At 73.0% G+C, this 23,162-nt stretch carries 19 protein-coding genes; 9 read left to right on the top strand and 10 right to left on the bottom strand.

Going from position 1 to position 23,162, the window contains the following annotated elements; translation table 11 throughout:
• Positions 1 to 15: 15 nt before the first annotated feature.
• From ABT041_RS15905 to ABT041_RS15880, 6 genes are all read right to left on the bottom strand, one after another.
• Positions 16 to 606, bottom strand: coding sequence for a hypothetical protein (locus tag ABT041_RS15905; RefSeq protein ID WP_351184345.1), 591 nt, complete (start codon positions 604 to 606; stop codon positions 16 to 18).
• Positions 593 to 2,281, bottom strand: coding sequence for a substrate-binding and vWA domain-containing protein (locus ABT041_RS15900; protein ID WP_351184343.1), 1,689 nt, complete (start codon positions 2,279 to 2,281; stop codon positions 593 to 595). Before ABT041_RS15900 ends, ABT041_RS15905 begins: the two co-directional genes overlap by 14 nt.
• Positions 2,278 to 3,498: a toxic anion resistance protein gene (locus ABT041_RS15895; protein WP_351184341.1), complete on the bottom strand. Its 1,221-nt coding sequence runs from the start codon at positions 3,496 to 3,498 to the stop codon at positions 2,278 to 2,280. Before ABT041_RS15895 ends, ABT041_RS15900 begins: the two co-directional genes overlap by 4 nt.
• On the bottom strand, positions 3,495 to 4,631 hold the full coding sequence (locus tag ABT041_RS15890; RefSeq protein WP_351184339.1) for a hypothetical protein: 1,137 nt from the start codon (positions 4,629 to 4,631) through the stop codon (positions 3,495 to 3,497). The genes ABT041_RS15895 and ABT041_RS15890 overlap by 4 nt, the downstream gene beginning before the upstream one ends.
• A gap of 146 nt (positions 4,632 to 4,777) precedes the next feature.
• The gene (locus ABT041_RS15885; protein WP_351184337.1) at positions 4,778 to 5,173 is read right to left on the bottom strand and encodes an SCO4983 family protein; all 396 of its coding nucleotides are present in this window, start codon (positions 5,171 to 5,173) and stop codon (positions 4,778 to 4,780) included.
• A 102-nt stretch (positions 5,174 to 5,275) separates the two neighbouring features.
• A complete protein-coding gene (locus ABT041_RS15880) occupies positions 5,276 to 6,487 on the bottom strand; it encodes a pyridoxal phosphate-dependent aminotransferase (protein ID WP_351184335.1) in 1,212 nt (403 codons plus the stop codon).
• 147 nt (positions 6,488 to 6,634) lie between these two features.
• On the opposite strand from ABT041_RS15880, the gene ABT041_RS15875 reads away from it, so the two are divergent.
• Genes ABT041_RS15875 through mptB form a run of 3 tightly spaced genes read left to right on the top strand, consistent with a single transcriptional unit; the run spans position 6,635 to position 11,039 of the window.
• Entirely contained in the window at positions 6,635 to 7,093 is a 459-nt protein-coding gene (locus ABT041_RS15875; RefSeq protein ID WP_351184333.1) for a hypothetical protein, read from the top strand.
• A complete protein-coding gene (locus ABT041_RS15870; protein WP_351184331.1) occupies positions 7,090 to 9,555 on the top strand; it encodes a bifunctional polysaccharide deacetylase/glycosyltransferase family 2 protein in 2,466 nt (821 codons plus the stop codon). The genes ABT041_RS15875 and ABT041_RS15870 overlap by 4 nt, the downstream gene beginning before the upstream one ends.
• An 11-nt stretch (positions 9,556 to 9,566) precedes the next feature.
• Positions 9,567 to 11,039, top strand: coding sequence for a polyprenol phosphomannose-dependent alpha 1,6 mannosyltransferase MptB (gene mptB / locus ABT041_RS15865; protein ID WP_351184329.1), 1,473 nt, complete (start codon positions 9,567 to 9,569; stop codon positions 11,037 to 11,039).
• On the opposite strand, the gene ABT041_RS15860 is transcribed toward mptB, so the two are convergent.
• Both ABT041_RS15860 and ABT041_RS15855 read right to left on the bottom strand, forming a co-directional pair.
• Complete coding sequence (locus tag ABT041_RS15860; RefSeq protein ID WP_351184327.1) at positions 11,013 to 12,596, bottom strand: N-acyl-D-amino-acid deacylase family protein; 1,584 nt, start codon at positions 12,594 to 12,596, stop codon at positions 11,013 to 11,015. The genes mptB and ABT041_RS15860 overlap by 27 nt on opposite strands.
• Positions 12,597 to 12,614: 18 nt before the next feature.
• Positions 12,615 to 13,880 (bottom strand): alanine racemase, encoded by a 1,266-nt coding sequence (locus tag ABT041_RS15855; RefSeq protein ID WP_351184325.1) that lies wholly within the window; start codon positions 13,878 to 13,880, stop codon positions 12,615 to 12,617.
• A 137-nt stretch (positions 13,881 to 14,017) separates the two neighbouring features.
• On the opposite strand from ABT041_RS15855, the gene ABT041_RS15850 reads away from it, so the two are divergent.
• Genes ABT041_RS15850 through ABT041_RS15840 form a run of 3 tightly spaced genes read left to right on the top strand, consistent with a single transcriptional unit; the run spans position 14,018 to position 16,346 of the window.
• A complete protein-coding gene (locus tag ABT041_RS15850; protein WP_351184323.1) occupies positions 14,018 to 15,181 on the top strand; it encodes a sugar kinase in 1,164 nt (387 codons plus the stop codon).
• On the top strand, positions 15,178 to 15,939 hold the full coding sequence (locus tag ABT041_RS15845; protein WP_351184321.1) for an IclR family transcriptional regulator: 762 nt from the start codon (positions 15,178 to 15,180) through the stop codon (positions 15,937 to 15,939). Before ABT041_RS15850 ends, ABT041_RS15845 begins: the two co-directional genes overlap by 4 nt.
• On the top strand, positions 15,936 to 16,346 hold the full coding sequence (locus tag ABT041_RS15840; RefSeq protein WP_351184319.1) for a RidA family protein: 411 nt from the start codon (positions 15,936 to 15,938) through the stop codon (positions 16,344 to 16,346). Before ABT041_RS15845 ends, ABT041_RS15840 begins: the two co-directional genes overlap by 4 nt.
• Positions 16,347 to 16,400: 54 nt before the next feature.
• Here the strand turns inward: ABT041_RS15840 and ABT041_RS15835 are convergent, their stop codons facing one another.
• Positions 16,401 to 17,753 carry a M14 family metallopeptidase gene (locus ABT041_RS15835; protein ID WP_351184317.1) on the bottom strand — a complete coding sequence of 451 codons (1,353 nt, stop codon included), beginning with the start codon at positions 17,751 to 17,753 and terminating at the stop codon, positions 16,401 to 16,403.
• Positions 17,754 to 17,916: 163 nt separating this feature from the next.
• On the opposite strand from ABT041_RS15835, the gene ABT041_RS15830 reads away from it, so the two are divergent.
• Positions 17,917 to 19,239 carry a serine/threonine-protein kinase gene (locus ABT041_RS15830; protein ID WP_351184315.1) on the top strand — a complete coding sequence of 441 codons (1,323 nt, stop codon included), beginning with the start codon at positions 17,917 to 17,919 and terminating at the stop codon, positions 19,237 to 19,239.
• Positions 19,240 to 19,336: 97 nt separating this feature from the next.
• Here ABT041_RS15830 and ABT041_RS15825 read toward each other — a convergent pair whose 3' ends face one another.
• A complete protein-coding gene (locus ABT041_RS15825) occupies positions 19,337 to 21,058 on the bottom strand; it encodes a chitinase (protein WP_351184313.1) in 1,722 nt (573 codons plus the stop codon).
• Between the two features lie 327 nt (positions 21,059 to 21,385).
• On the opposite strand from ABT041_RS15825, the gene ABT041_RS15820 reads away from it, so the two are divergent.
• Complete coding sequence (locus ABT041_RS15820; RefSeq protein ID WP_351184311.1) at positions 21,386 to 22,369, top strand: hypothetical protein; 984 nt, start codon at positions 21,386 to 21,388, stop codon at positions 22,367 to 22,369.
• A 67-nt stretch (positions 22,370 to 22,436) separates the two neighbouring features.
• On the top strand, positions 22,437 to 23,156 hold the full coding sequence (cpaB, locus tag ABT041_RS15815) for a Flp pilus assembly protein CpaB (protein WP_351184309.1): 720 nt from the start codon (positions 22,437 to 22,439) through the stop codon (positions 23,154 to 23,156).
• Positions 23,157 to 23,162: the final 6 nt, after the last annotated feature.

The raw sequence follows: 23,162 nt of genomic DNA, 5'->3' as shown, positions 1-23,162 counted from the left end.
GCGGAACATAACTGATCACGGTCCGCGCTCCTCCAGATACCGGGTGTGGATCTCCTGGCGGATCGCCTCCGCCTGCCGGAGCGCGTCGGCGATGTCGGACGTCTCCTCGTGCAGCACCGACAGCTGACGCTCCAGGTGCTGCTCCGGAGGCTCCGCGCCCGGGGTGAACCGGGACCACCACCGTGTCCGTACGAAGGTGTCGACGGCCTCAGGGATGTCCTGGCGGACGGCCCGGCCCAGGACGTGGAGGTGCTCCGGGTCGCTCACCCAGCCCGGTTCGAGCAGCGCCTCGACCAGGGTGGTGAGCCCGGTGAGCTTCTCCCGGGCCGCGGACGGCAGCTCCACCTCGGCCAGATACTCCCGCAGCGCCGCGAAGTCGGCCCGCAGGGCGTCGAGTTGCTCGCCCGTGCCCGGGAAGTGCGGGGTGTCGGGACGCTCGGGCGGGGCGATCAGCGCCCCCGCCGCGTACAGACCGCCGACGACCAGCGGCCACAGGCCGCCCGCCGCGCCGGTGAGGGTGATCCCGACACCGGCCAGACCGCAGACGCTGCCGGTCAGGTTCTTGCGGGACTCGACGTACCGGAGGAGGCGGCTACTGGTACCCACGGATCTCCTCGAAGGCGCCGTCGAGCGAACCCCGGGTGGCGTCGAAGAGCTTGCCCCCGGTCAGGCCCGCGAGGTGGTCGAGCTCGCCCCGGTCGGAGTCCCCGAACAGGATCGGGAAGACCGGTGTGCGCTGCTGCTCGGCGGGGAGCGAGCGGTAGAAGGTGTCGAAGGAGGACGCCGGATCGCCGTCGTTCTCCCCGTCCGTCATCAGGACGACCGAGGTGAAGGTGTCGGCCGGGGTCTTCCCCAGGTAGGTGTACGCCTCCTGGAGACTGGTGTAGATCGCGGTGCCGCCGGAGGCCGAGAGCTTCGAGGCGTCGTCGCGGATGGCGTCGAGCGCCGCCTTCGGCGATGCCGGGTCGACCGTGTGCGTACGGACCTCGTCCTGCTTCACCGAGGAGCCGAAGGGCATCAGGGTGACCTCCTCGCGGTCCCGGAAGTCGCCGGTCAGCTCGATGAGCGCCGACTTCAGCCGGTCGAGCCGCTCGCCGGCCATGGAGCCCGAGGTGTCGAGCACGTACACCGTGCGGGAGGGCCGGCGCAGGGTGTTGTCGTACGCGTCGAGCAGACCGTCGGCGACCGCCCGGCTGCCCGGGAACGGCAGCTCGCGGCGCGCGTCCCGGGCGAGCGCCGAGGCCGGCCGGACCCCGGCGACCACCGGGCGGCGCAGGGTCGTCTCGGTGATCCGCCGCTGGGCGTCCGGGGTGCGCAGCCAGGTGGTGAGCCGGTTCGCCGCCTCCTTCGCCTCGGGGCGGGCCGAGGTGAGCAGGGTCAGCGGGTAGTCGGCGGTCACGACACCGTCGGACGGCCGGATCACGGTCAGCTTCTCGGGCGCGGACAGCAAGACGGACTCGTAGTTCACGAGCGCGTCGACGTCGCCGCGGCGGGCGTAGGCCGTGGCGAGCCAGCCGGACGAGCCGGAGGTCAGCTTCTGGCCGGTGAAGAACTCCTTGAGCTTCGGGGTGGCCTTCGTGACGTCCTGTGCGGTGAGGGCCGACTGCGCCCCGGACAGGCCGGAGGCGACCGAGACGAGCGCGGAGAAACCCGAGTTGGAGCGCTTCGGGTCCGTCATGCCGTACGTCAGCTTCCCGTCGGCGACCGCCCGGTGCAGCTGCGACCAGGTCACCTTCGCCGGATCCCAGCCGAGCCGGGCGACGGCCGCGGGCCGTACGCCGAGCGCCACCGGGGAGGTCATGATCGGCGTCTCGTTGGTGATCTTCTTCGCGGTGTCCGGGCGGAGCCGGAGGTAGTCGTTGGAGGAGAGCCAGACCGCGTCGTACGCCTTGTCGGCCTCGCCGGACGCGATGCGCTCGGCGGCGTCCAGGGTGCCGGCGTACGTGGGGCGGACGGTGATGCCGGTCGCCTTGCCCGCCTCGTCCAGGACCGGGCCCATGTCGGCCAGCTCGGAGGAGGCGAGGACCCGGAGGGTGCCGGACTTGAACTCCGTGCTCTGCGCTTCGGGGTGGTCGTCGCCGCCGCCGGAGCAGGCGGTGGCGAGGAGGGCGAGCGCGAGGGCGGCGATTCCGGCGCGGGCGGTGAGGGCTGCTCGGGAGGCGACGGTGGGGCGGGCGGTGACGGCGGCTCGGGAGGCGACGGTGGTGCGGGCGGTGACGGCTGCTCGGGAGGCGACGGTGGTGCGGGCGGTGAGGGCTGCTCTCGTCGTGCGGACGCTCATCCGAGACCACCGCCCTCGGTCTCTCCGGTGCGGCGGCTGCGCTCCAAGTGGGCGCTGGCCTCCTGGAGTTCGGCCGTCAGTGACTCGACCGTCGCCGCCATCGACTCCGTCGCCCGCACCTTGTACGTGTCGATGGCGTCGAGCGTCCGGTAGATCTGCTGGAAGGCGGTACGGAGCGTCTCCGCGCCCACCGCCGGGTTCGCCGCCAGGGCCTGGATGTCCCCGGCCTGCCGCTCCAGCATCTCCGCGTTGCCCCGGACGATGTCCTCGGTCGTCGAGCGCAGCGCGATCACCTGCTCGGTGACCTTCCGCTGGTTGTCGAGCGCGGAGGCGAGCATCACCGCGATCCGCAGCGCCGACAGGGTCGTCGTCGCCGCCCGGTCCACGCCCTTGATCAGCTCGTCGTTGTTCCGGCGGACCACGTCCATCGCCAGATAGCCCTGGGCGCAGACGGCGAGCTGGGTCAGCAGGTCCTGGTGCTTCTGCCGGACCGGGAAGAGGACGTCGGCGCGGAGCGCGTCCGCCTGGGCCGGGTCCGGGGTGAGGGCGATGCGCTCCTCGACGGCCGCGTCGAGGGCGTCGGTGAGCACCGCGTACTCCTGGAGCTTGCCCATGGTCTCCCACAGCCGGCCCCGCTCGGTCTGCAACGCGGCGTTGTCACGGCGCAGTTCGTCCTGGCCGCTGCGGAGTGCGCCGACGATCCGGTTCAGGGTGGCCTGCGAGGAGGCGTACTTGGCGACGTGGTCGCGCAGCCTGTTCCCTCCGGGCAGCTTCGAGAGGAGGCCCTTGAAGCCCTTGGCGGGGGTGTCCCGGGGGTCCAGGTCCTCGACCGTGCGGCGGAGTTCGACCAGGGAGGAGCCGACGCGGGTCTGCGCGTCGCCGCCGCCCGCGCCTTCGCCGAGGGAGCGGATCGTGCGGTCCAGCATGCGGTTCGACTGCTGCGCCGCGGAGCGGATCTCGCCCGCGCCGAGCGATGCGATCTCGTTGATGCGGCCCGTGAACTCGGGGGAGCGCGGGTCGAGTCCGGACAGCGAGCCGACGTACTCGACGGCCCGGCGGGACATCTCCGTACGGACCGACTCGTCCAGCGGCACCAGGCCGGAGGCCTGCTCGGCACGGACGACGGGCACGGGCTCGGGCGGGGTCAGGACGAGCGGGGCGTCCTGCTCGGGCGGTGTCAGGGCCATCGTCCTTCTCGGATCGGCGGGCGTGGTCATGCGGTGTCCCCCTGGTCGCGGGCCCGCAGCGCCATCTCGTGCAGCACCTTGCTGGTGGGCACGGGCGCCTGGCGGACTCCGGTCAGCGTCTGGTTGAGGTAGGCGGTGTGGCCTTCGGTCGCGGCGGTGAACTCGCTCGCCGCGCCCTGCGGCCGGAAGCCGTGGCGGACCGCGAGCTTGCGCAACTCGGGGTCGCTGGAGAGGAGTTCACCGAGCGCGCGGCCGTTGTCGGTGAGCGGTACGAGGGTGTGGTCGCTGTTGACCGTGGTGTCCGGGTAGAGGACGACGAGGTCTCCCATGGGCCGGCCGGCGAGCAGCTGGGCGGCGACCTGCGACTCGTACACGAGGACGAGCGGGTTGCCCACGCCGCTGACGAAGTCCCGGAACGGCGCGTCCGATCCGGACTGCTGGGCGCCCTGCACCTGCACCAGCTTCCGCATCAGCGGGGCCGTGCGGGTGACGGCTGCCTTGTCCCCGGCGACCCTTCCGCCGTCGGCGACATAGCTCGCGGCGGCGAGGTAGAGGGCGCCGGAGTTGGAGGCGACCGGGTCGGTGGAGGTGATGAAGAGGGTGCCGCTCAGTTCGGCGTGCCCGGCGGAGCCCTTGAGCTGCTGCCAGGTCCGGTCGGCGCGGGCCGCCGCGAGGTAGGCGTCCATCTTCAGGGTGCCGCTCGTCCCGCGCGGGCCGATGGTCGCCAGGCCGTTGCCGGCGAGGACCTGGGCGGCGGCGCTGTGCGCGACGACGACGAGCGGCGAGTAGAAGGGGCGTACCGGCGCGGAGGCCGCCTTGTCCTTCGTCTTCCGCTGCGCCTCGGCGCGGATCTCGTCGGCCGGGCCCTTGGAGGACGGGAAGGCGAAGTCGTAGCCGTCGAGCGGCAGTTCCTCCATGTCCCAGGACCCGGAGGTCTCGGTGGTCACGGTGAAGCCCTTGGCGGCCAGGGCCTTCACGACCTGTGGATCGGCGAAGAACTCCGCCTTCTCCGATCCGATGACTCCTCGCACGGTCTTCGTTGCCGTGCCTGTGTCCTTGTCGCCGCCCGTCACGAGGACGGCGGCCACGCCGCCGAGGAGCAGGACGGCCAGGACGATTCCCAGGATGCGTCTCACGCGGGCAGCGTGCTCGCGGAAACCCACATTCCAGGGGGAGTCGGGTGTACGGCGGGTGAAGGAGCGATCCCGGTACCGAACCGGAGCGGGGGGTGCCGTATGCCCCGTCGTCGTTCGGTGCCGTGGTGGTGGGCGCCCGGCCCGCGCGGTTCGTGCCGCGCGGACCGGGGCCGTCAGGGGGCGGCGACCAGGGAGGGTTCCCCGGCCAGCGCCGCGGTGTGCGCGTCCATCCGCCCGGCGGCGAGGATCGCGGCGGCCGTGTCGGCCCGGGAGGCGGCGACGACCAGTGCGCGGCCCGCGAGGGCGTGCGCCTTGCGGTGCAGGTCCTGCGCGGACGAACCGCTCAGTCCTGCGTGCCGCGCGGGCGGTGCGCCGCGCAGCCGCGCCACCTGCCGGGCGATGAGCTCGCCGGCCTCCGTGTCGCCCAGCTCGTCGGTGACGGCGAGCAGGGCGGCGAGGTGTCCTGCGAGCTGGATGTCCAGCTCCTCCTCGCGGGAGCGGTGGGGGTACGAGTCCTGGGCGTCGTCGGCCATCCGGTGGACCGACTTGGTGCGGATCGGTTCGTACATGGGATGGCCTCCTGAGGTGCTCTGCAGGCCATCCTAGCTTAGATTCGGTCTAAAGTTGAGCTGTATCCGGAGTGATGGGAAACGCTCCGGGGCGGACGGCGGTCAGGGCTGGCTGTAGCCGTCCAGGAACCGGCCGATCCGCGTCACCGCGTCCGCCAGGTCCGCCGCCGCCGGCAGCGTGACGATCCGGAAGTGGTCCGGCTCGTGCCAGTTGAAGCCCGTCCCGTGCACGACCATGATCTTCTCGGCCCGCAGCAGGTCCAGGACCATCTGCCGGTCGTCCTTGATCTTGTAGACGTTCGGATCGAGACGCGGGAAGAGGTACAGCGCGCCCTTCGGCTTCACGCACGTCACGCCCGGGATCTGCGTCAGCAGCTCGTACGCCGTGTCCCGCTGCTCGAGGAGCCGCCCGCCCGGCAGCACCAGGTCCTCGATCGACTGCCGGCCCTGGAGGGCGGCGGCCACCGCGTGCTGCGCCGGCATGTTCGCGCACAGGCGCATGTTGGCGAGGATCGTGAGGCCCTCGATGTACGAGGACGCGTGGTGCTTCGGGCCGCACACCGCGAGCCACCCGGAGCGGAAGCCGGCCACCCGGTAGTTCTTGCTCATCCCGTTGAACGTGAGGACGAGGAGGTCGGGGGCGATCGCGGCGGTCGGGGTGTGCGTCGTGCCGTCGTAGAGGATCTTGTCGTAGATCTCGTCCGAGCAGACGACCAGGCTGTGCCGGCGGGCGATCTCCGTCAGCTGGCGGAGCATCTCGTCGTCGTAGACGGCACCCGTCGGGTTGTTCGGGTTGATGATCACGATCGCCTTGGTGCGGTCGGTGATCTTCCGCTCGATGTCCGCGAGGTCCGGCATCCAGTCCGACTGCTCGTCGCAGCGGTAGTGCACCGCCGTACCGCCCGCGAGCGAGACCGAGGCCGTCCACAGCGGATAGTCCGGAGCCGGGACGAGGACCTCGTCGCCGTCGTCGAGCAGCGCCTGCATCGACATCTGGATCAGTTCCGAGACGCCGTTGCCGAGGTAGATGTCCTCGACGGAGAGCGGGATGCCCTTCGTCTCGTAGTGGCTCATCACCGCCCGGCGGGCCGAGAGCAGCCCCTTCGCGTCGCCGTATCCGTGCGCCTCGGAGAGGTTGCGGAGCACGTCCTCCAGGATGGCGGGCGGACACTCGAAGCCGAAGGCGGCCGGGTTTCCGGTGTTCAGCTTGAGGATGCGATGACCCGCAGCCTCAAGCCGCATCGCCTCTTCGAGCACCGGACCCCGGATTTCGTAACAGACGTTGGCGAGCTTCGTGGACTGGATCACCTGCATGACGAGAGCTTACGGCGGAGGCGGGCGCGATGCGGCGTGTTTTGGGACACGTCGGACAGCGGGGCGTGGCGGAGGCGTGCTGAGGAGTCTTGTCCGGAATGTGTGTGGACTCGCACAGCAGTGACGTGCTCTCTACAATGCGCGCACATGAGCCACCAGGACAACAGCGTCTTCGTCGACGCCTCGGGTCGACGCGGCCGCACGGTGCGGTGGGCGACGGCCGGAGTCGGCGTCGCGTGCCTCGGCTTCCTCGCCGTCGTCATCGCCGGATCCTTCGGCGCCGGACCGGCGGGAGGCCCGATGCCCTGGGCGGACGACGAGAAGCCGGACGCGCCCGCGCTCATCCAGCCGGACCCGCAGCAGTCCGGCGACTCCGAGGGCACGCCGAAGCCCAGGACGACCCGGAGCGCGACGGACCAGACCGCGTCCGCGACGCCCAGCGCGCGGGCCACGACCAAGGCCCCGTCCTCCACCGCCACCACCGCCGCCCCGGCCACCTCGGCCCCCGCGCCGACGGCCACCTCCGGAACGGGCAGCACCACCGACACCGGCGACGGCCCGGGCAAGGCCGACGAGGCTCCGGGCGCCACGAAGCGACCCAAGTGACCGGCGGCGGGCACGGGGGCCACGGGTACGGCGACGGGCACGGCGAACGGTACGGCGACGGGTACGGGTACGGCGACGCGCACGGGTACGGCGAGCGGCACGACGAGGGGTACGGGTACGGCGACGGATACGCGTACCCGGTGCAGCCCGGCCCCCTCGCGCAGCCCGACCAGCCGCACCCGCCCGGTCACCCGGGCCAGAACGGTGCGGAGTACGCGTACGGCCCGGGCGACGCGTTCGCGGCCCCGGAGGCGTACACCCCGTACACCGACCCCTACACCGCGCAGCCGGCGGACGGCCGGTACGAGACGTACGACGTCCCCGACCCCGTCCCGGACCGGGCCCCGGCCCCCGTCCCTCCCGCCGCGCCCCCCAGACCCGCCCCGCCCGTCGCCCCCCGCACGCGCCACGCGATGCGGCGGGACCCCCGGGCCCACTGGGCCATGCTCTGCCTGATCCTCCTCGTCGCCGCCACCGCGCTCGTCTTCGCCGGCTACGGCCGCCACGAGATAGCCGCCACCGGCGCGCCGCAGCCGCACTGCCCGACCACCCCCGCGACCCGCGGCGAAGGCCCCGTCGTCCAGGTCGACCAGAACGGCGTCGTCCGCAGCGCCACCCCGCCCGACGGCACCGTCGCCCTCACCTACGACGGCGGGCCGAGCCCGGAGTGGACCCCGCGCCTGCTCGACGTCCTCGCCGCGCACCACGCGAAGGCGACCTTCTTCCTGACCGGCGCCGAGGCCGCCGCCCACCCCGACCTCGTCCGCCGCATCGTCTCCGACGGCCACGAGCTCGGCTCGCACACGTACACCGACGTCGACCTCGCCCAGGTCTCGGACACCCGCGCCGACCTGGAGCTCTCCTTCACCCAGAACGTGCTCGGCGCGAGCACCGGCCTCGGCACCCGTCTGCTGCGGCTGCCCCACACCACCGGCCTCGCCACCTACTGCGAGGACCAGTGGGACGCCGGCCGCCGGGTCGCACAGGCCGGGTACGTCCTGGTCGCCGCAGACGGGAAGTCCGTCCTCCAGCTCACCGGCTCCCCGCGGGCCGTCGACGAGACCGAGAAGCTCCTCGCCCGACCCGGCGGCAGCACCCGCTACACCTCCGTCGGACAGGCCCTCGGCCTCACCGAGACCACCTACCACGTCTCGACGCTCGCCGAATGGAAGGGCGCCGCCTTCGTCCAGGCCCAGAGCGCGTCCCGGGGCTTCGCCGACACCATGACCTGGCTGCTCGTCGCCGCCGGCGTCATCACCGCCGTCCGGCTCGCCCTCCTGATCGGCGTCGCCCGCGTCCACGTCCGCCGCACCCGGTCCAAGCGCCGCCGCGGCGCGCCCCGGCTGCCTCCCGTCACCGAGCCCGTCTCGATCCTCGTCCCCGCCTACAACGAGGAGGCCGGGATCGAGGCGACCGTCCGCTCCCTGCTCGCCTCCACGCACCAGGCGATCCAGGTCGTCGTCATCGACGACGGCTCCTCCGACCGCACCTTCGAGATCGCCGAGTCCATCGAGGACCCGCGGGTGATGGTGGTCCGCCAGCCCAACGCGGGCAAGGCCGCCGCCCTCAACACCGGACTCGCCTGGGCCCACCACGACATCGTCGTGATGATCGACGGCGACACCGTCTTCGAGCCCGACGCCGTCCGCCGCCTGATCCAGCCGCTCGCCGACCCCCGCGTCGGCGCGGTCAGCGGCAACACCAAGGTCGGCAACCGGCAGGGCGTCCTCGGCCGGTGGCAGCACCTCGAGTACGTGATCGGCTTCAACCTCGACCGGCGCATGTACGACGTCCTGGAGTGCATGCCCACCGTCCCCGGCGCCATCGGCGCCTTCCGCCGGGGTGCGCTCGCCGGCGTCGGCGGCGTCAGCGAGGACACCCTCGCCGAGGACACCGACCTCACGATGGCGCTGTGCCGGGCCGGCTGGCGCGTCGTGTACGAGGAGTCCGCGATTGCCTGGACGGAGGCCCCGTCCACCGTCCGGCAGCTGTGGAAGCAGCGCTACCGGTGGTGCTACGGCACCCTCCAGGCCATGTGGAAGCACCGCAGGGCCGTCGTCGAGGGCGGCCAGTCCGGCAAGCTCGGCCGCCGCGGCCTCCTCTACCTGCTGCTCTTCCAGACCGTGCTGCCGCTGCTGGCCCCGCTCGTCGACGTCTTCGCCGTCTACGGACTGCTCTTCCAGGACCCCGGGCAGGCCCTCGGCGTCTGGCTCGGCTTCACCGCCGTCCAGGTGGGCACGGCCGTGTACGCGCTCCGCCTGGACCGCGAGCGGTTCGAGCCGATCTGGACCCTGCCGCTGCAGATCGTCGTCTACCGCCAGCTCATGTACCTGGTCGTCGTCCAGTCCGTCGTCACCGCACTCCTCGGCAGCCGGCTGCGCTGGCACCGCATGCAGCGCACGGGCACCGCGACCGAGACCCTGGACCGTACGGCCGCGGTGGGGCAGTCCACGGCGCGGTAGGTTGGCACGTCATGTGGGTCTTCAGTGCCTCCGGATGCCGGTGGCTGGGTGCGGGCGGGTCGCTCGCCGTCGCCGTGGGCGGATACGCGGCCGGCACCCTGCCGGTCCTCGGCGGCGGGCCGCTGTGGGAGCCGCGCGGCCCGGCGGTCGCGGTGGCCGGCGCGGTCCTGGCGACCCTCGGCCTGACCCTGCTCGTCGCCGCCTGGTGGCGCTACGGCGTCCTCCTCGCCCGCGGCCTGCGGGACGGGGTGCTCGCGACCCTCGCCTGCTGGACCGCGCCGCTGCTCCTCGCCCCGCCGCTGCACAGCGCCGACGTCTACAGCTACATCGCCCAGGGCGCGATGGTCCTCGAAGGCCACGACGTGTACGGGGCCGGGCCCTCGGTCCTCGGCCCCGGCGACCTCGGGGCCGACGCGGCGGCGAGCGTCGGCGGGAACTGGACGCACACCCCCGCCCCGTACGGACCGGCCTTCCTGCTCCTCGCCGCGGGGGTCGTCAAGCTGACCGGAGGGGCGGTCGTGCCCGCCGTCCTCGGGCTGCGGCTCGTCGCCCTCGGCGCGCTCCTCCTGATCGCCTGGGCCGTGCGCGGCCTGGGCGACCGTGACGGGGCGCTCTGGCTCGCCGCCCTCAACCCGCTGCTCCTCGTCCACGTCGTCGGCGGCATGCACAACGACGGCCTGATGATCGGCCTCATGCTCGGCGGCGTCCTGCTCGCCACGCGCGGGCGGTGGGTGCTCGGCAGCGTCCTCGTCGGCTTCGCGATGATGATCAAGTCGCCGGCGGCGGTCGCCCTGCTCTTCATCGGCATCCTCCTCGCGCGCGGCGGCGGCGTCCGCGCGCTCGCGAAGGGGCTCGTGCTGCCGGGGGCCGTCGCGGGGGCGGTGGCGGCGGGGGCGTCGGTCCTCGCCGGGACCGGGTTCGGCTGGCTGCGGACCCAGAGCGTGGCCGCGGCCATCCATACGCCGCTCTCGCTGACGAGCGACCTCGGTCTCGGGCTCGGGCTGCTCTTCGGAGGCGAGGCGGAGCCCGTGAAGGGGATCGTGCAGAAGCTGGGGCTCCTGCTCGCCCTCGCGGTCGTCGCGGCCCTCGCCCGGCGGGCGTACCGGGGCCGGCTCGACCCCGTCCTCGGACTCGGGCTCTCGCTCCTCGCGCTCGTGGCACTGTCGCCGATGGTGCAGCCGTGGTACGTGCTGTGGGGGACGGTCGTCGTCGCGGGCGTCGCCTGGCGGAGCCGGGCGGGGCAGGTGCTTGCGGTGCTGTCGGCGGTGCTCGTGTACGAGACGCAGCCGTCGGGACACACGCCGTGGTACGGGTTCGTGCTGGCGGGTGTCGTGCTGGTGGCCGGGCTCGTGTGGGTGCGGCGGGATCCGTGGCCGCCCGTCGAAGCCGGGGGCTTCGGCGAAGGCGCCGTTCCGCCCCAGCGCACGACCGGTCCACGCGCCGCGGTGACCCCCGGCTCAGCGGACCTCCGTCCTTCGGACTGAGCGGCCCGCCAGTACGTCCGTCCTGCGGCCGTCCTCCATGACGAACCTGCCGTCGACCAGGACGTGCGGGATGCCCACCGGGAGGGTGCGGGGGTTCCCGTACGTCGCGCCCGAGGCGACCGTCGCCGGGTCGAAGAGCACCAGGTCCGCCACGTACCCCTCCCGCACCAGGCCCCGGTCCGGCAGGCGGAGGCGGGCCGCGGGGCGGGAGGTCAGATGGGCGACGCACTCCTCCAGGGAGAGGACGCCCAGCTCGCGCACGTACCGCCCCAGGTACTCCGGAAACGTGCCGTACGCGCGCGGGTGCGGTTTGAGGCCCTGGAGGATGCCGTCCGAGCCGCCCGTGTGCACCCGGTGGCGCATGATCGTCCGGACGTTCTCCTCGTGGCCCACGTGCTGGAGGATCGTCGTGCCGAGCCGGTCGTCGACCAGGAGCCGGCGGGCGGTGGGCCAGCCGTCGACCCGGCGGCCCACGTGGTCCGTCAGGGCCGGGTCCGTGACGCCCGAGACCTCGATCGTCGCCCAGTCGACCGGCACCCCGTGGCAGCCGTCCGAGCCGAGCTCCTCCAGATGGTGCCGGATGCGTTCGGCCGTGGCGTCGTCCTGGAGCCGGGCCAGGGCCGCCTCCGGGCCGCCCTCGCTCGCCCAGCTCGGGAGCAGCGCGAGCAGGGTCGTACTGCCCGGGGTGTACGGGTACGTGTCGAGGCTGATGTCGGCGCCCGCGTCGAGGGCCGCGTCGAGGAGGGCCAGGAGCTCCGGCGCCCGGCCCTCGTTGACGCCGAAGTTCATGGTGGCGTGCGCCAGGTGCAGGGCGCAGCCCGCCTCCCGGGTGAGCGCCACCATCTCCTCGTACGCGCGCAGCGCCCCCGCCCCGTACGAGCGGTGGTGCGGGCAGTAGTAGCCGCCGTACCGGGCGACGACCCGGCACAGCTCGGTGAGCTCGGAGTCCGGGGCGTACATGCCGGGGGTGTACGTGAGGCCGGACGACAGGCCGACCGCGCCCTGTTCGAGGCCCTCGGCGACGAGCCGCCGCATGCGGGCGAGCTCGGTCTCCGTCGCCGGGCGGTCGTCCCAGCCCATCACGTACATGCGGACCGTGCCCTGGGGGACGAGGTACGCGGCGTTCACGGCGATGCCCCGGTCCAGCCGGTCCAGGTACTCGCCGACCGTGCGCCAGTCGAGGTCCATGTCGGAGGCGTCGCCGTTCCAGCCGGTGATCGCCCGGCGGACCTCGTCCAGCGTGCGGTCGTCGACGGGGGCGTACGACAGGCCGTCCTGGCCCAGGACCTCCAGGGTCACGCCCTGCGCGGCCTTCGCGCTGTGGTCCGGGTCGCGGAGCAGCGCGAGGTCGCTGTGGGCGTGCATGTCGATGAAACCGGGGGAGAGGACGAGGCCCTCGGCGTCCAGGACGCGGCGGGCGGTCGGCCGCTGGCAGCCGGCCGCCGCGGCCTCCTTGACGATCGAGACGATCCGGCCGCCCTCGATGCCGACGTCGGCGCGGTAGGAGTCGCCGCCGCTGCCGTCGACGACGTCCGCGTCACGGAAGACGAGATCCATGCCCTGCCCCTCCGGTGATCAGAAGAACGTGCGGATGTGGTCGACCACCGTGCCGTCCGCCTCGACGACCGGGATCAGCTGCCACTTGTCGAAGATCGTGCAGGGGTGCGACAGGCCCATGCCCACCCAGTCGCCGACCTCCAGGTCCGCGCCCGGTGCGGTGGCGAGCCAGGTGTGCTGGTCGGAGAGGCCGGTGACGGTGATGCCCTCCGCGGGGCGGATCTCGCCCGTGCGGGCGTCGCGGACGACGTGCGCCTCGGGGAGGTGCAGGTCGTGGGCGGCGTCCCGCTTGCCCGCGTTGGTGAAGGCCTGTCCGTCGGTGGGGCGGGAGACGACCTGCGACCACAGCCGGAACGCGGGCTGGAGCGCGCCCTCCTCGGGGATCCGGTTGAAGGGGGTGCGGTTGCGGTACTGGCCGTCGTCGTGGGAGACGTACGCGCCGGAGCGCAGCAGCTTGAGGACCGGCAGGGAGAGCTCGGGGATCTCCGCGAAGACCTCGGCGACCGTGTCGAACCACTCGCTGCCGCCCGCGCTCACGACGATCTCGCCGACGGCGGGGTCGAAGCGGCCGGCCTTGTCGAAGTCGGCGGCGAGCCCGACGAGGCGGTGCAGCCACTCCCGCACGCTGTCGGCGTCGGCGCCGGGCATCGTGCCCTCGTACCCGGCGACGCCCACGAGCCGCAGGGTGGAGACCGCCGCGACGGCGTCGGCGACGACCGCGCACTCCGCCTCCGTCCGTACGCCCGTCCGCCCGGTCGCGCCGGCGGCCAGCTCGACGACGACGTCCACGGGTCGGGTTGCGCCGGCCGCGCGCAGGGCCTCGTCCATGAGCTCGACGCCGCGCACGGAGTCGACGTAGCAGACGAGCTGGAAGGCGGGGTCGGCGTCGAGCTCGGCGGCGAGCCAGCGCAGCGCGACCGGGTCGACGACCTCGTTGGCCAGGAAGATCCGGGCGATGCCGTGGGCGCGGTAGACGCGGGCCTGGTGGGGGACGGCGGCGGTGATGCCCCAGGCGCCGTGCTCCAGCTGCCGGTCGAAGAGCTGGGGGGCCATGGACGTCTTGCCGTGCGGGGCGAAGGCCAGGCCGTGGCGCTCGGCGTAGGTCTCCAGGAGGCGGAGGTTGTGCTCGACGGACTCGGCGGAGAGGGCGAGGACCGGGGTCGTGTAGCCGCCGGTGAAGAGGTTGCGCCGCTGGGCGGAGAGCTCGCCGACGGTCAGGCCCTCGGCGTCCGGGGGCAGCGCCTTGAAGCGGTGGTCGACGCGCTCGTTCGCCAGGTCGGGCATGAGGGCTCCTCATCGTGGGGCGTTGCGGAACGACCGTTGCGGAATGTGCAACGCTCATTGCGCATGGTGCTGACGGCTGTCTAACATCCGGGCCAAGGCCGGGTCAATGGACCCGTACGAGTCGGAGGAGCCCGGGAGTGAGCGGACCCGCGCGCGTGTCGCCGCCCCCGGACGTCGTGTGCCTGGGCGAATCCATGGTCGCCTTCCTGCCGACCCGGCCGGGCCGCCTCGCCGACGTCCCCTCCTTCACCCGCGCGATCGGCGGCGCCGAGTCGAACGTCGCCTGCGCGCTGGCCGCCGCGGGCCACCGGGTGCAATGGGTCGGGCGGGTCGGCCGGGACGGCTTCGGGGAGCACCTCGTCGACACGATCGCGGGGTACGGGGTCGACGTGGGCGCGGTCGGGCGCGACCCGCACCGGCCGACGGGCGCGTACTTCCGCACGGACGAGGACCGGGCCACCGCGGCGCACGAGGTCGTCTACTACCGAGCCGGCTCGGCCGCGTCGGCGATGTCGCCCGCGACGGTCCCGTACGAGTCGGTCGCCGGCGCCCGCATCCTCCACGTCACCGGCATCACCGCGGCGCTCTCGGCGGACTGCCTGGCCCTGATGCGCGAGCTCACGGCGCCGCGGGCCGGCCGGCCGCTGGTGTCGTTCGACGTGAACCACCGGACGGGCCTGTGGCACGACGGGCGCGCCGCCGAGGTGCTGCTGGAGCTGGCGCGGGGGGCGGATGTGGTGTTCGTGGGGGCGGACGAGGCGGAGGCGCTGTGGGGTGCGGTGGACCCGGCCGGGGTCCGTGCGGTCCTGCCGGAGCCGGCGGTGCTGGTGGTGAAGGGGGGCGGTGGCGGAGCGGTGGCGTTCGAGCGCCGCGCGGCTTCTTTCCCCACCCCGGGGCTCCGCCCCGCACCCCGCGCCTCGAACGCCGGCGGGGCTGACGTTCAGCCCCCGATTCCGGGAAGTGGGGGTCCCCCCACGCCGCCAGGCGTAGGGGGAGGGGTGGGGCGCGACACCGTCACCCACACCCCGGCCCCCCGCGTCACCGTCCTCTCCCCCGTCGGTGCCGGCGACGCCTTCGTCGCCGGGTTTCTGTCCGGCACCCTCCGCGGCCTCCGCATGGACGCGCGGCTTCGGCACGGGCATCTCGCCGCCGCCGCCGCGCTCACCGTGCCCGGGGACTTCGCCGCGCCGCCCCGCCGGGAGCACGCCGACCGCCTCGTCGCGCTCGACGACGCCGCCTGGGGCACACTTCACCTCGGCCCCGGCTGGACGGGGGACGACCAGGAGGTACGTACGCCATGAGCCAGACCGTCGACCGGGCGCTCAGCATCCTGCCGCTGCTCGCCCAGGGGCCCGCCGACCTCGGGCAGGTCGCCGAGCGGCTCGGCGTGCACAAGTCCACGGCCCTGCGGCTGCTGCGCACGCTCCACGAGCACGGGCTCGTCCACCGGCAGCAGGACCAGCGCTACCGCCTCGGCGCCCGCCTCTTCGCCCTCGCGCAGGAGGCCGTCGAGAACCTGGACGTCCGCGAGATCGCGCACCCTTACCTCATCGAACTCAACGAGCGGATCGGGCACACGATCCACCTCGCGGTGTACGAGGAGGGCGAGGTCGTCTACATCGACAAGGTCGAGTCCCGCTACCCGGTCCGCATGTACTCGCGGATCGGCAAGCCCGTCGCGATCACCGTGGCCGCCGTCGCGAAGCTGCTCCTCGCCGACCTGCCCGAGGCGGAGCGCCGCGCGGTCGCGGCGAAGCTCGACTACCCCCCGTACACGCCCCGTTCGACGCCGAACGCCGCCGCCTTCCTCAAGGAGCTGGCGACCGTACGCGAACAGGGCTGGGCCACCGACCTCGGCGGCCACGAGGAGTCCATCAACTGCGTCGGCGCGCCCATCCGCGGGGCCGACGGGCGGGTCGTCGCCGCGATGTCGGTCTCGGCGCCGAACGTGGTCGTGACCGCCGAGGAACTCCTCACCCTCCTCCCGCAGGTGCGCAGCACCGCGGAGGCCGTCAGCCGCGAGTACTCCGGCAAGCCCGCTACGAAGGACACCGCATGACCGAGAAGATCGCCCTCACCCCCGCCACCCACACGGCCCCGCCCGCGAAGTTCTCGCACGGCGTCCGGAAGGGCAACATCCTGCAGGTCGCCGGCCAGGTCGGCTTCCTGCCCGCCGTCGAGGGCCAGGCCCCGACGGTCGCGGGCCCGACGCTGCGCGAGCAGACCCTCCAGACCTTCGCCAACGTCAAGGCGATCCTGGAGGAGGGCGGCGCGAGCTGGGACGACGTGATGATGATGCGCGTCTACCTCACGGACGTGGACCACTTCGCGGAGATGAACGAGATCTACAACCAGTACTTCGAGGACCAGAACCTCAAGGCCCCCGCCGCCGCCCGCACCACCGTCTACGTCGGCCTCCCCGCCGGCCTCCTCATCGAGATCGACGCCCTCGCCGTCCTCGACTGAGAAGTGCCCCGGCCGTACGGGACGGCCGGGGCACTCCGAGTCACCTACGGTTCGTCAGGCCGCGCAGTACTGCGCCTGCTTGCCGATCGAGCGGTACATGCAGTCCGCGTTCTCCAGGAGCTGGAGGACCGCGTCGCGGTTGCGGCTCGTCTCGCGTTCGATGACCTCGTCGGGCGGGTAGAAGCCGCCGCCGCCGGACGACGGGTACATCTCGAAGGTGTACGCGAAGATCCTCTGCGCGCCCCACAGGTAGTCGTCGATCGAGCCGTCCGTGATGTACAGGTCGCTGGACTGCTCGGGCGTGTAGCCGTTGCTCGCGGCCATCTTGCCGCCGACGGTCGCGAAGGCGTCGCGGTCGTCCTGGGTCATGCCGGTGGTGGTGTTGGCCGTCGTCCAGCCGAAGGGCCAGAGGACCAGCTCGCTGTACGTGTGGAAGTCGATGGCCGCCGTGATCTGCTGCTTGCCGCCGACCACCCGGGAGCGGACGAAGTCGGCGACGACCTTCACCTCGGGGGCCGACTCGGGGGCCGTTCCCCGGTAGGTCTCGGAGCTCTTCGTGCCGGAGGAGCCGCCGCAGCAGCCCCACTTGTAGTCCCAGTTCCGGTTGAGGTCGGTGCCGATGTAGGAGGAGTTGGCGTTGGGCTGGCGGTTCTTGCGCCAGCTGCGGTAGGAGCCGCTCGCGATGTCGTACTCGCCGCCGTCCGGGTTGAGGTCCGGGACGATCCAGATCTCCCGGTTGTTCACCATGCTGGTGATGCGGGAGTCCGTGCCGTAGCCCGCGCCGAGTTCGCGCAGCAGGTAGAGCGCCATCTCGACGGTGAGGTGCTCGCGGGCGTGCTGGTGGTGGGTGAAGAGGACCTCGGGCTCGTTCTCGTCCGTGGCGACGTTGTCGCTGATCTTGATGGCGACGATGTCCCGGCCCTGGTACGTCTTGCCGATGACCCGCTTGTTCATGATCGAGGGGTAGGCGGCGAGGCGCTGGTCGATCTCCGCGTTCATCTCGGCGTAGTTGTGGTACTTCGCGTCCGCCGAGGGGAAGTCGAGGGGGCCGGCCGTCCTGTCGGCGTCCGTGTTGCGGTTCGGCGGGCCCGGGAGGGCGACCGGCTCGTAGCCGAGGGCCTTGAGGCGCGCGAGCTGTTCGGTGTTGGCGCTGACGACGACCGAGCGGGCGTCGACCTCGTCGATCGAGACGCCGGTGGCGGTCAGCGCGCTGCGGGCGGCGACGGTGGAGGGTCCGGCGATCTCGTACTGCCGGATCACCTCCTCGGCCCCGGACGCGATACGGGCGGCGGTCGGCGCCGGGTCGGCCCCGGCGGGCGTACTGAGGGCGGAGAGCGGCGCCGCGAGGGCGAACGCCACGAGGGCCGCGAGGGTGGCGGTCCTTCTGCCGCGGATGGGACGTCGCATGCTGTCTCCTGGTGGGAGTGTGGGGGAGTGCGACCAAGTCGTGCGGAGGCCCGGTGGTGTGACTGTCCGACAGGTGGTGCGTCCGGGCGCGTGACTGTCCGGCCACATCGTCCGGCTATGTCATGGACGGGTCAAGATGGGGAGTTCGGCCATACTGTCCCCCGTGGGGACCCTCATCGGTAAGTACGTCATCGAGCACAAGCTAGGCGAAGGCGGCATGGGCACCGTCTATCTGGCCCGATCGCGCGGCGGGCGCGCCGTCGCCGTGAAGGTCGCCCGGCCGGAACTCGCCGCCGATCCGTCCTTCCGCGCCCGCTTCCGCGCCGAGGTCGCCGCGGCCCGCCAGGTCGGCGGCTTCCACACCGCGCAGGTCGTCGACGCCGACCCCGAGGCGGAGGCCCCCTGGCTCGCCACCGCCTACATCCCGGGCCCCACCCTCTCCGGACTCCTCACCGCCCAGGGCCCCATGGACGAGGCCCGGCTCCGCTCGCTCGGCGCCGCGCTCGCCGAGGCCCTGGAGGCCATCCACGCCTGCGGGCTCGTCCACCGCGACCTCAAGCCCGGCAACATCGTCATGGCCGCCGACGGACCGCGCGTCCTCGACTTCGGGATCGCCCGCGCCCTGGAGTCCACCCGGCTCACCGCCACCGGCAACGCCTTCGGCACCCCCGGCTACCTCGCCCCCGAACAGGCCCTCGGCGAGGAGGTCACCGGCGCCGCCGACGTCTTCGCGCTCGGCGCCGTCCTCGTCGCGGCGGCCGGCGGGCGGCCCTTCGGGGCCGGCACGCCGATGGGGCTCATGTACCGCTCGGTGCACGAGGCCCCCGACCTCGGCGCCGTGCCGGAGGCCCTGCGCGAACTCGTGGGGCGCTGCCTCGCCAAGGACCCCGCCGAACGGCCCACACCGGACGCCGTCATGGACGAGCTGGCGGGGACGCCGCACGAGGTCGGGGCGGGGACTTCCGCGCCTCCGGTGGTGTCAGTGACTCCGGTGGTCCCTGACTCTCCGGTGGCTTCTGCCCCTCCGGTGGTCCCCGCGTCTCCGGCTGTCCCGGATCCCCGGGTCGCGTCGCGGCCCGTCGACGCCGTGCCGTCCTCGTGGTCCGCCGGTGTCCAGGACGCCGTCCCCGCACCCGTACCGGCGCCCGCCCCCGTACCGCATCCCGCCACCCTCTACGTGCCCCCGCCGCCCCTCGTCCCGCCGCCGCCCGCGCCGGACTTCGCCGCCGCCGACCGGAACTCCGGGATCGCCGTCGACGGGAGCGGGGTGTCCCTGCACTTCTTCGGCGAGGAGGCCGACTTCCTCTGGAGCGAGATCGGGGCCGTACGGTACGACCGCGTACGGCTCGGCCGGGTGCTGCGCCTCTCCGTCACCCTCTACGACGGCTCGGTCTACGACTGCGAGCTCGACGGCCGCCGCCCCTCCCGGGTCGACGACTGGATCCGGCTGCTCGACCCGGTGCTGCGCCACTACCTGCCCGCGTAGAACGGACAGTGCAGCGCGGCCGGGGGAGCGGCGGCGCTGCACTGTCACGTCGGGAGCCGGGTCCGGACCGGGTCGGGCCGGGTCCGGACCGGTTCCGCTACGGCAGACCGTGCACCTTCGGGCCCACCGCGTTCGACCAGGCGTTGCCGGCCGTCGCGTCCCAGTTGGTCGACCAGGTCATGGCCCCGCGCAGCGACGGCCAGGTCTGCGCCGGCTTGAAGGTCCCGCAGCCGGTGCCCCGGGTCAGGCAGTCGAGCGCGTTGTTCACGATCTGCGGGTCGACGTAGCCGCTGCCCGCGCCCCGCGTGGAGGCGGGGACGCCCAGGCCGACCTGGGACGGGTCGAGGCCGCCCTGGAGCTGGATGCAGGCGAGCGCGGTGAGGAAGTCCACCGAGCCCTGGCTGTAGACCTTGCCGTCGCAGCCGAGCATCGAACCGCTGTTGTAGTACTGGGTGTTGACCACCGTCAGGATGTCCTTCACGGCGAGCGCGGTCTTGAAGTACTCCGAGCTCGTGTTCTGCATGTCGATGGTCTGCGGGGCCATCGTCAGGACCATCGACGAGCCCGCCTTGGCGGAGAGCTGGCGCAGCGCCTTGGTGAGGTACGTGGCGTTGACGCCGTGCTCCAGGTCGATGTCGATCCCGTTGAAGCCGTATTCCTGCATGAGGGCGTACGCGCTGTCGGCGAAGGCCGTCGCGGTGGCGTCACTGTTGATGGTGACGTTGCCCTTCTCGCCGCCGACCGAGAGGATCACGGACTTGCCGGCCGCCTTCTTGGCCGCGATGTCGGCCTTGAAGTCGGCGGTCGAGGCGTAGCCGACGGCCGGGTCGAGGTTGAAGGTGATCTGGCCGGGCGTGGCCGTCGAGTCGGCGAACGAGACGGCGATGATGTCGTACGCGGCCTGGACGTCGCGCAGCTTCTGCTTCGTGGCGCCGTTGTCGAAGTTCTGCCAGTAGCCGGTGACGGCGTGCCTGGGCACGGCGGGGCCGGGGCCCGGGTCGGTGGCCTTGGCGGTGCGGGCCGTCACGGCGGCGGACTTCGCGGACTCGCCCGCGGAGTTCGTCGCGGAGACCTGGAACTGGTACGCGGTGTCGGCGGTGAGCCCGGTGACGGTGGTCGAGGTGCCGGTGACCGTCTGCGGGTTGGCGCCGTCGCGGTACACCTTGTAGGCCGTGGCGCCGTTGACCGCGCCCCAGCTCAGGGCGACGGAGCTGCTGGTGACCGTGCCGGCGGCGAGACCGGCCGGGGTGGCCGGGACGACCGGGTCGGGGTCCTGGCCGCCGCCTCCGTCGGGCCCGAAGACGCTGACGTCGTCGACGAGGTAGGGGGAGGTGCCGTACCAGCCGTGGGTCCAGATCTCGACGGACGTGGTGCTCGCGCCGGTGGTGAAGGTGGTGGTGAGCTGCTTCCAGGTGGAGCTGTCGGGCGTCCAGGTGGAGACGGTGCCGGTGCCGGTCCCGGTGTTGTTCGCGCCCAGGTAGGCGTAGCCGCCCTGGACCCAGGCGCTCAGCGTGTACGTCGAGTTGGGCTTCACGGTCACGGTCTGCGCGCACTGGGCGTAGTCGAGACCGGCGGGGGTGGCCTTGAGGGCGCCGGTGCCGGTGTGGACGGGCGAGGAGACGACGGCGCCGCTGCCGGCGGAACAGGACCAGTTCGTGAGGCCGTTCTCGAACCCGGCGTTCTTGGCGACGTTGATGTCCGCCGCCTGCGCGGTGCCGGCTCCGCCGACGAGGACGAGCCCGGAGCCGACGGCGAGCGCGAGGGCTCCGGCGAGCCGGCGCCGTCCGTACGGGCGGGGGGTGGTGCGGTCCACGTGCATCCTCCGGTGGGGGAGTTGGGGAGGTGGAGGTGCCGTACGTCGTCGTACGGGGTACCGGCGGTGGCCACCGCTGTCTGTCGGAACAAGTTGGTCCAGACCAATCGCGTTGTCAATACCCGCGGCAGGGAGGGGCGTTCGAACGGGGGCCGGGGACCGCGATGACCGGCGGCGCAACAAAAGGAGGCAGCTTGGCGGATTGTGTGTTCACCACCCCGCGGGACGTGGATAAGGTGCAGAGACGGCGGCACCCTGCGGTGACGCCGCGAACGCGGTAAGTGATCCGCGGCCCCCGGGACACCGGAGGCCGGAGGGGACGGGGGGTCCGACGTGCCGACAGCGATCGCCGTCACCGGCGCCGACCTGGTGCTGCCGGCGGCCGACCCCGGGACCCCGCACGCCGCCGTGCTCCCGCCCCCCGAGGGCCGCCCCCTCGACGCCTCCCTCGCGGACATGCAGCAGCTCCTCGCCCGGTACGGACACGTGGTCGTCGTCTGCCCCACGTCCGCGCCCACCGCCGTCGAGCACCGTCTGCACGCCGTCCGCGCCCTCCTGGAGAGCGACCGCATCGCCCTGGTCAGGACCGATCTGCCGCCCCTCGGCGCGGCCGTCCTCGTCCGCCAGCTGCGGCAGCTCGCCGCCTGCGACTTCAGCCCCGGAGTCCTCGCCACCGCCGCCCGGCTGCTCGCCCACTACATCTACGCCGGCGCCGTCCTCGGCTCCGTCTCCCGGCTCGACCGCGTCCCCGTCAGCCTCGGCTCCCACCTCAAGAGCTGGCTCCCGGGCGCCCACTTCGCCGTTCTCGCCGGACCGACACCGCAGATCGTGCGGATCGGAGCCTCGGAAGAACCCCTCGCGGGACCCGAGTTCGCCACGGAGCTCCTCCTCGCCCGCGGCCAGCTCCAGACCGACTGGCCGACGACCACCCTCGTACCGCGCTGGCGGATCCCCGGACCCGTGCACGAGGCGGCCCTGCCCGCGTCCTCGCCCGGCTGGTGGGGCACGGGCAAGCTCGTCGAGTTCGCCGCGTACCTGCCCGACCTGCCCGTCCTCCACCAGCTGGTCTCCTCCGTACGGCGCGAGACCTGCCACTGGTGCGGGATGGACCTCATCGGCGACCGCTGCGGCTTCTGCGCCGCCCCGCTGGCCCCGCCGGCCCCTCCGGACACGCAGTACGGCGGGCAGGCCCGCGCCCTCGGGCCCGGCGTACGGGCCGAGCCGGCGACCCGCGCCCTCGGGCCCGGCGCACAGGCCGACCCTGCGACCCGCGCCCTCGGGCCCGGTGCCCGCTCCGCGCGCGCCGCGCTGCCGTGAGGGACGGCCCCGTGCCCCGCCACCGCCACCGCGACCACCCCACGTCTCCGACCGAGGAAGTACGGCCATGAACTCCCGCCAGCGCCGCGGCGTGATCCTGCTGCTGCTCTCCGTCCTGTGCGCCCTCGGCGCGTTCGCCGGTGTCCTCGCCGTCATCAGCGACGTGAACTCCAAGGTCGGCCCGGAGACCACGGCGTACCGGGTCAAGGAGGACGTCGCTCCCTACAGGCCCCTGAAGGCGGACGACTTCGAGAAGATCACCATGCCCGAGCGCTGGCTCTCCTCGACCGCCGTCACCGACCTCCGCCAGATCGAGGGCAGGATCGCCGTCACCCCGCTCAAGGCCGGCTCGCTCCTCCAGACCGACATGATCGTCGAACGTCCCCAGCTCAAACCGGGGGAGCAGGAGATCGCGATCATGATCGACGCCGCCACGGGCGTGGCCGGCAAGATCTACACGGGCTCGACCGTCAACATCTACGCGACCTTCGCCGGCGAGAAGAAGGGCGACCCCGACCAGTCCCGGATGATCGTCGCCGGCGCCCGCGTCCTCGACGTCGGCCGCCTCACCCCCGCCGCAGAGAGCAACGACCGCGCCGGCCGGGCCACCTCCACCGTCCCCATCACCTTCGCGCTCTCCACCCTCGACACCCAGCGCGTCGCGTACGCGGAGTCCTTCGCCGAGCACGTACGCCTCGCCCTCGTCGCCCCGTCCGCCGACGGCACCCCGGGCGGCTCCCCGGCCGACAAGGGCGACCGCACCTACACGCTCGACAAGGACAGGTGAGGCCGG

This window comes from Streptomyces sp. NPDC002825 (assembly GCF_040295385.1).
Lineage (GTDB): Bacteria > Actinomycetota > Actinomycetes > Streptomycetales > Streptomycetaceae > Streptomyces.
This window is presented reverse-complemented; position numbering and strand designations above follow the sequence as displayed.

Coding starts and splice junctions, on each gene's coding strand:
- ABT041_RS15900 (WP_351184343.1), bottom strand. CDS start 2,281: ATGAGCGTCCGCACGACGAGAGCAGCCCTCACCGCCCGCACCACCGTC.
- ABT041_RS15895 (WP_351184341.1), bottom strand. CDS start 3,498: ATGACCACGCCCGCCGATCCGAGAAGGACGATGGCCCTGACACCGCCC.
- ABT041_RS15885 (WP_351184337.1), bottom strand. CDS start 5,173: ATGTACGAACCGATCCGCACCAAGTCGGTCCACCGGATGGCCGACGAC.
- ABT041_RS15880 (WP_351184335.1), bottom strand. CDS start 6,487: ATGCAGGTGATCCAGTCCACGAAGCTCGCCAACGTCTGTTACGAAATC.
- ABT041_RS15875 (WP_351184333.1), top strand. CDS start 6,635: ATGAGCCACCAGGACAACAGCGTCTTCGTCGACGCCTCGGGTCGACGC.
- mptB (WP_351184329.1), top strand. CDS start 9,567: ATGTGGGTCTTCAGTGCCTCCGGATGCCGGTGGCTGGGTGCGGGCGGG.
- ABT041_RS15860 (WP_351184327.1), bottom strand. CDS start 12,596: ATGGATCTCGTCTTCCGTGACGCGGACGTCGTCGACGGCAGCGGCGGC.
- ABT041_RS15855 (WP_351184325.1), bottom strand. CDS start 13,880: ATGCCCGACCTGGCGAACGAGCGCGTCGACCACCGCTTCAAGGCGCTG.
- ABT041_RS15845 (WP_351184321.1), top strand. CDS start 15,178: ATGAGCCAGACCGTCGACCGGGCGCTCAGCATCCTGCCGCTGCTCGCC.
- ABT041_RS15840 (WP_351184319.1), top strand. CDS start 15,936: ATGACCGAGAAGATCGCCCTCACCCCCGCCACCCACACGGCCCCGCCC.
- ABT041_RS15835 (WP_351184317.1), bottom strand. CDS start 17,753: ATGCGACGTCCCATCCGCGGCAGAAGGACCGCCACCCTCGCGGCCCTC.
- ABT041_RS15825 (WP_351184313.1), bottom strand. CDS start 21,058: ATGCACGTGGACCGCACCACCCCCCGCCCGTACGGACGGCGCCGGCTC.
- cpaB (WP_351184309.1), top strand. CDS start 22,437: ATGAACTCCCGCCAGCGCCGCGGCGTGATCCTGCTGCTGCTCTCCGTC.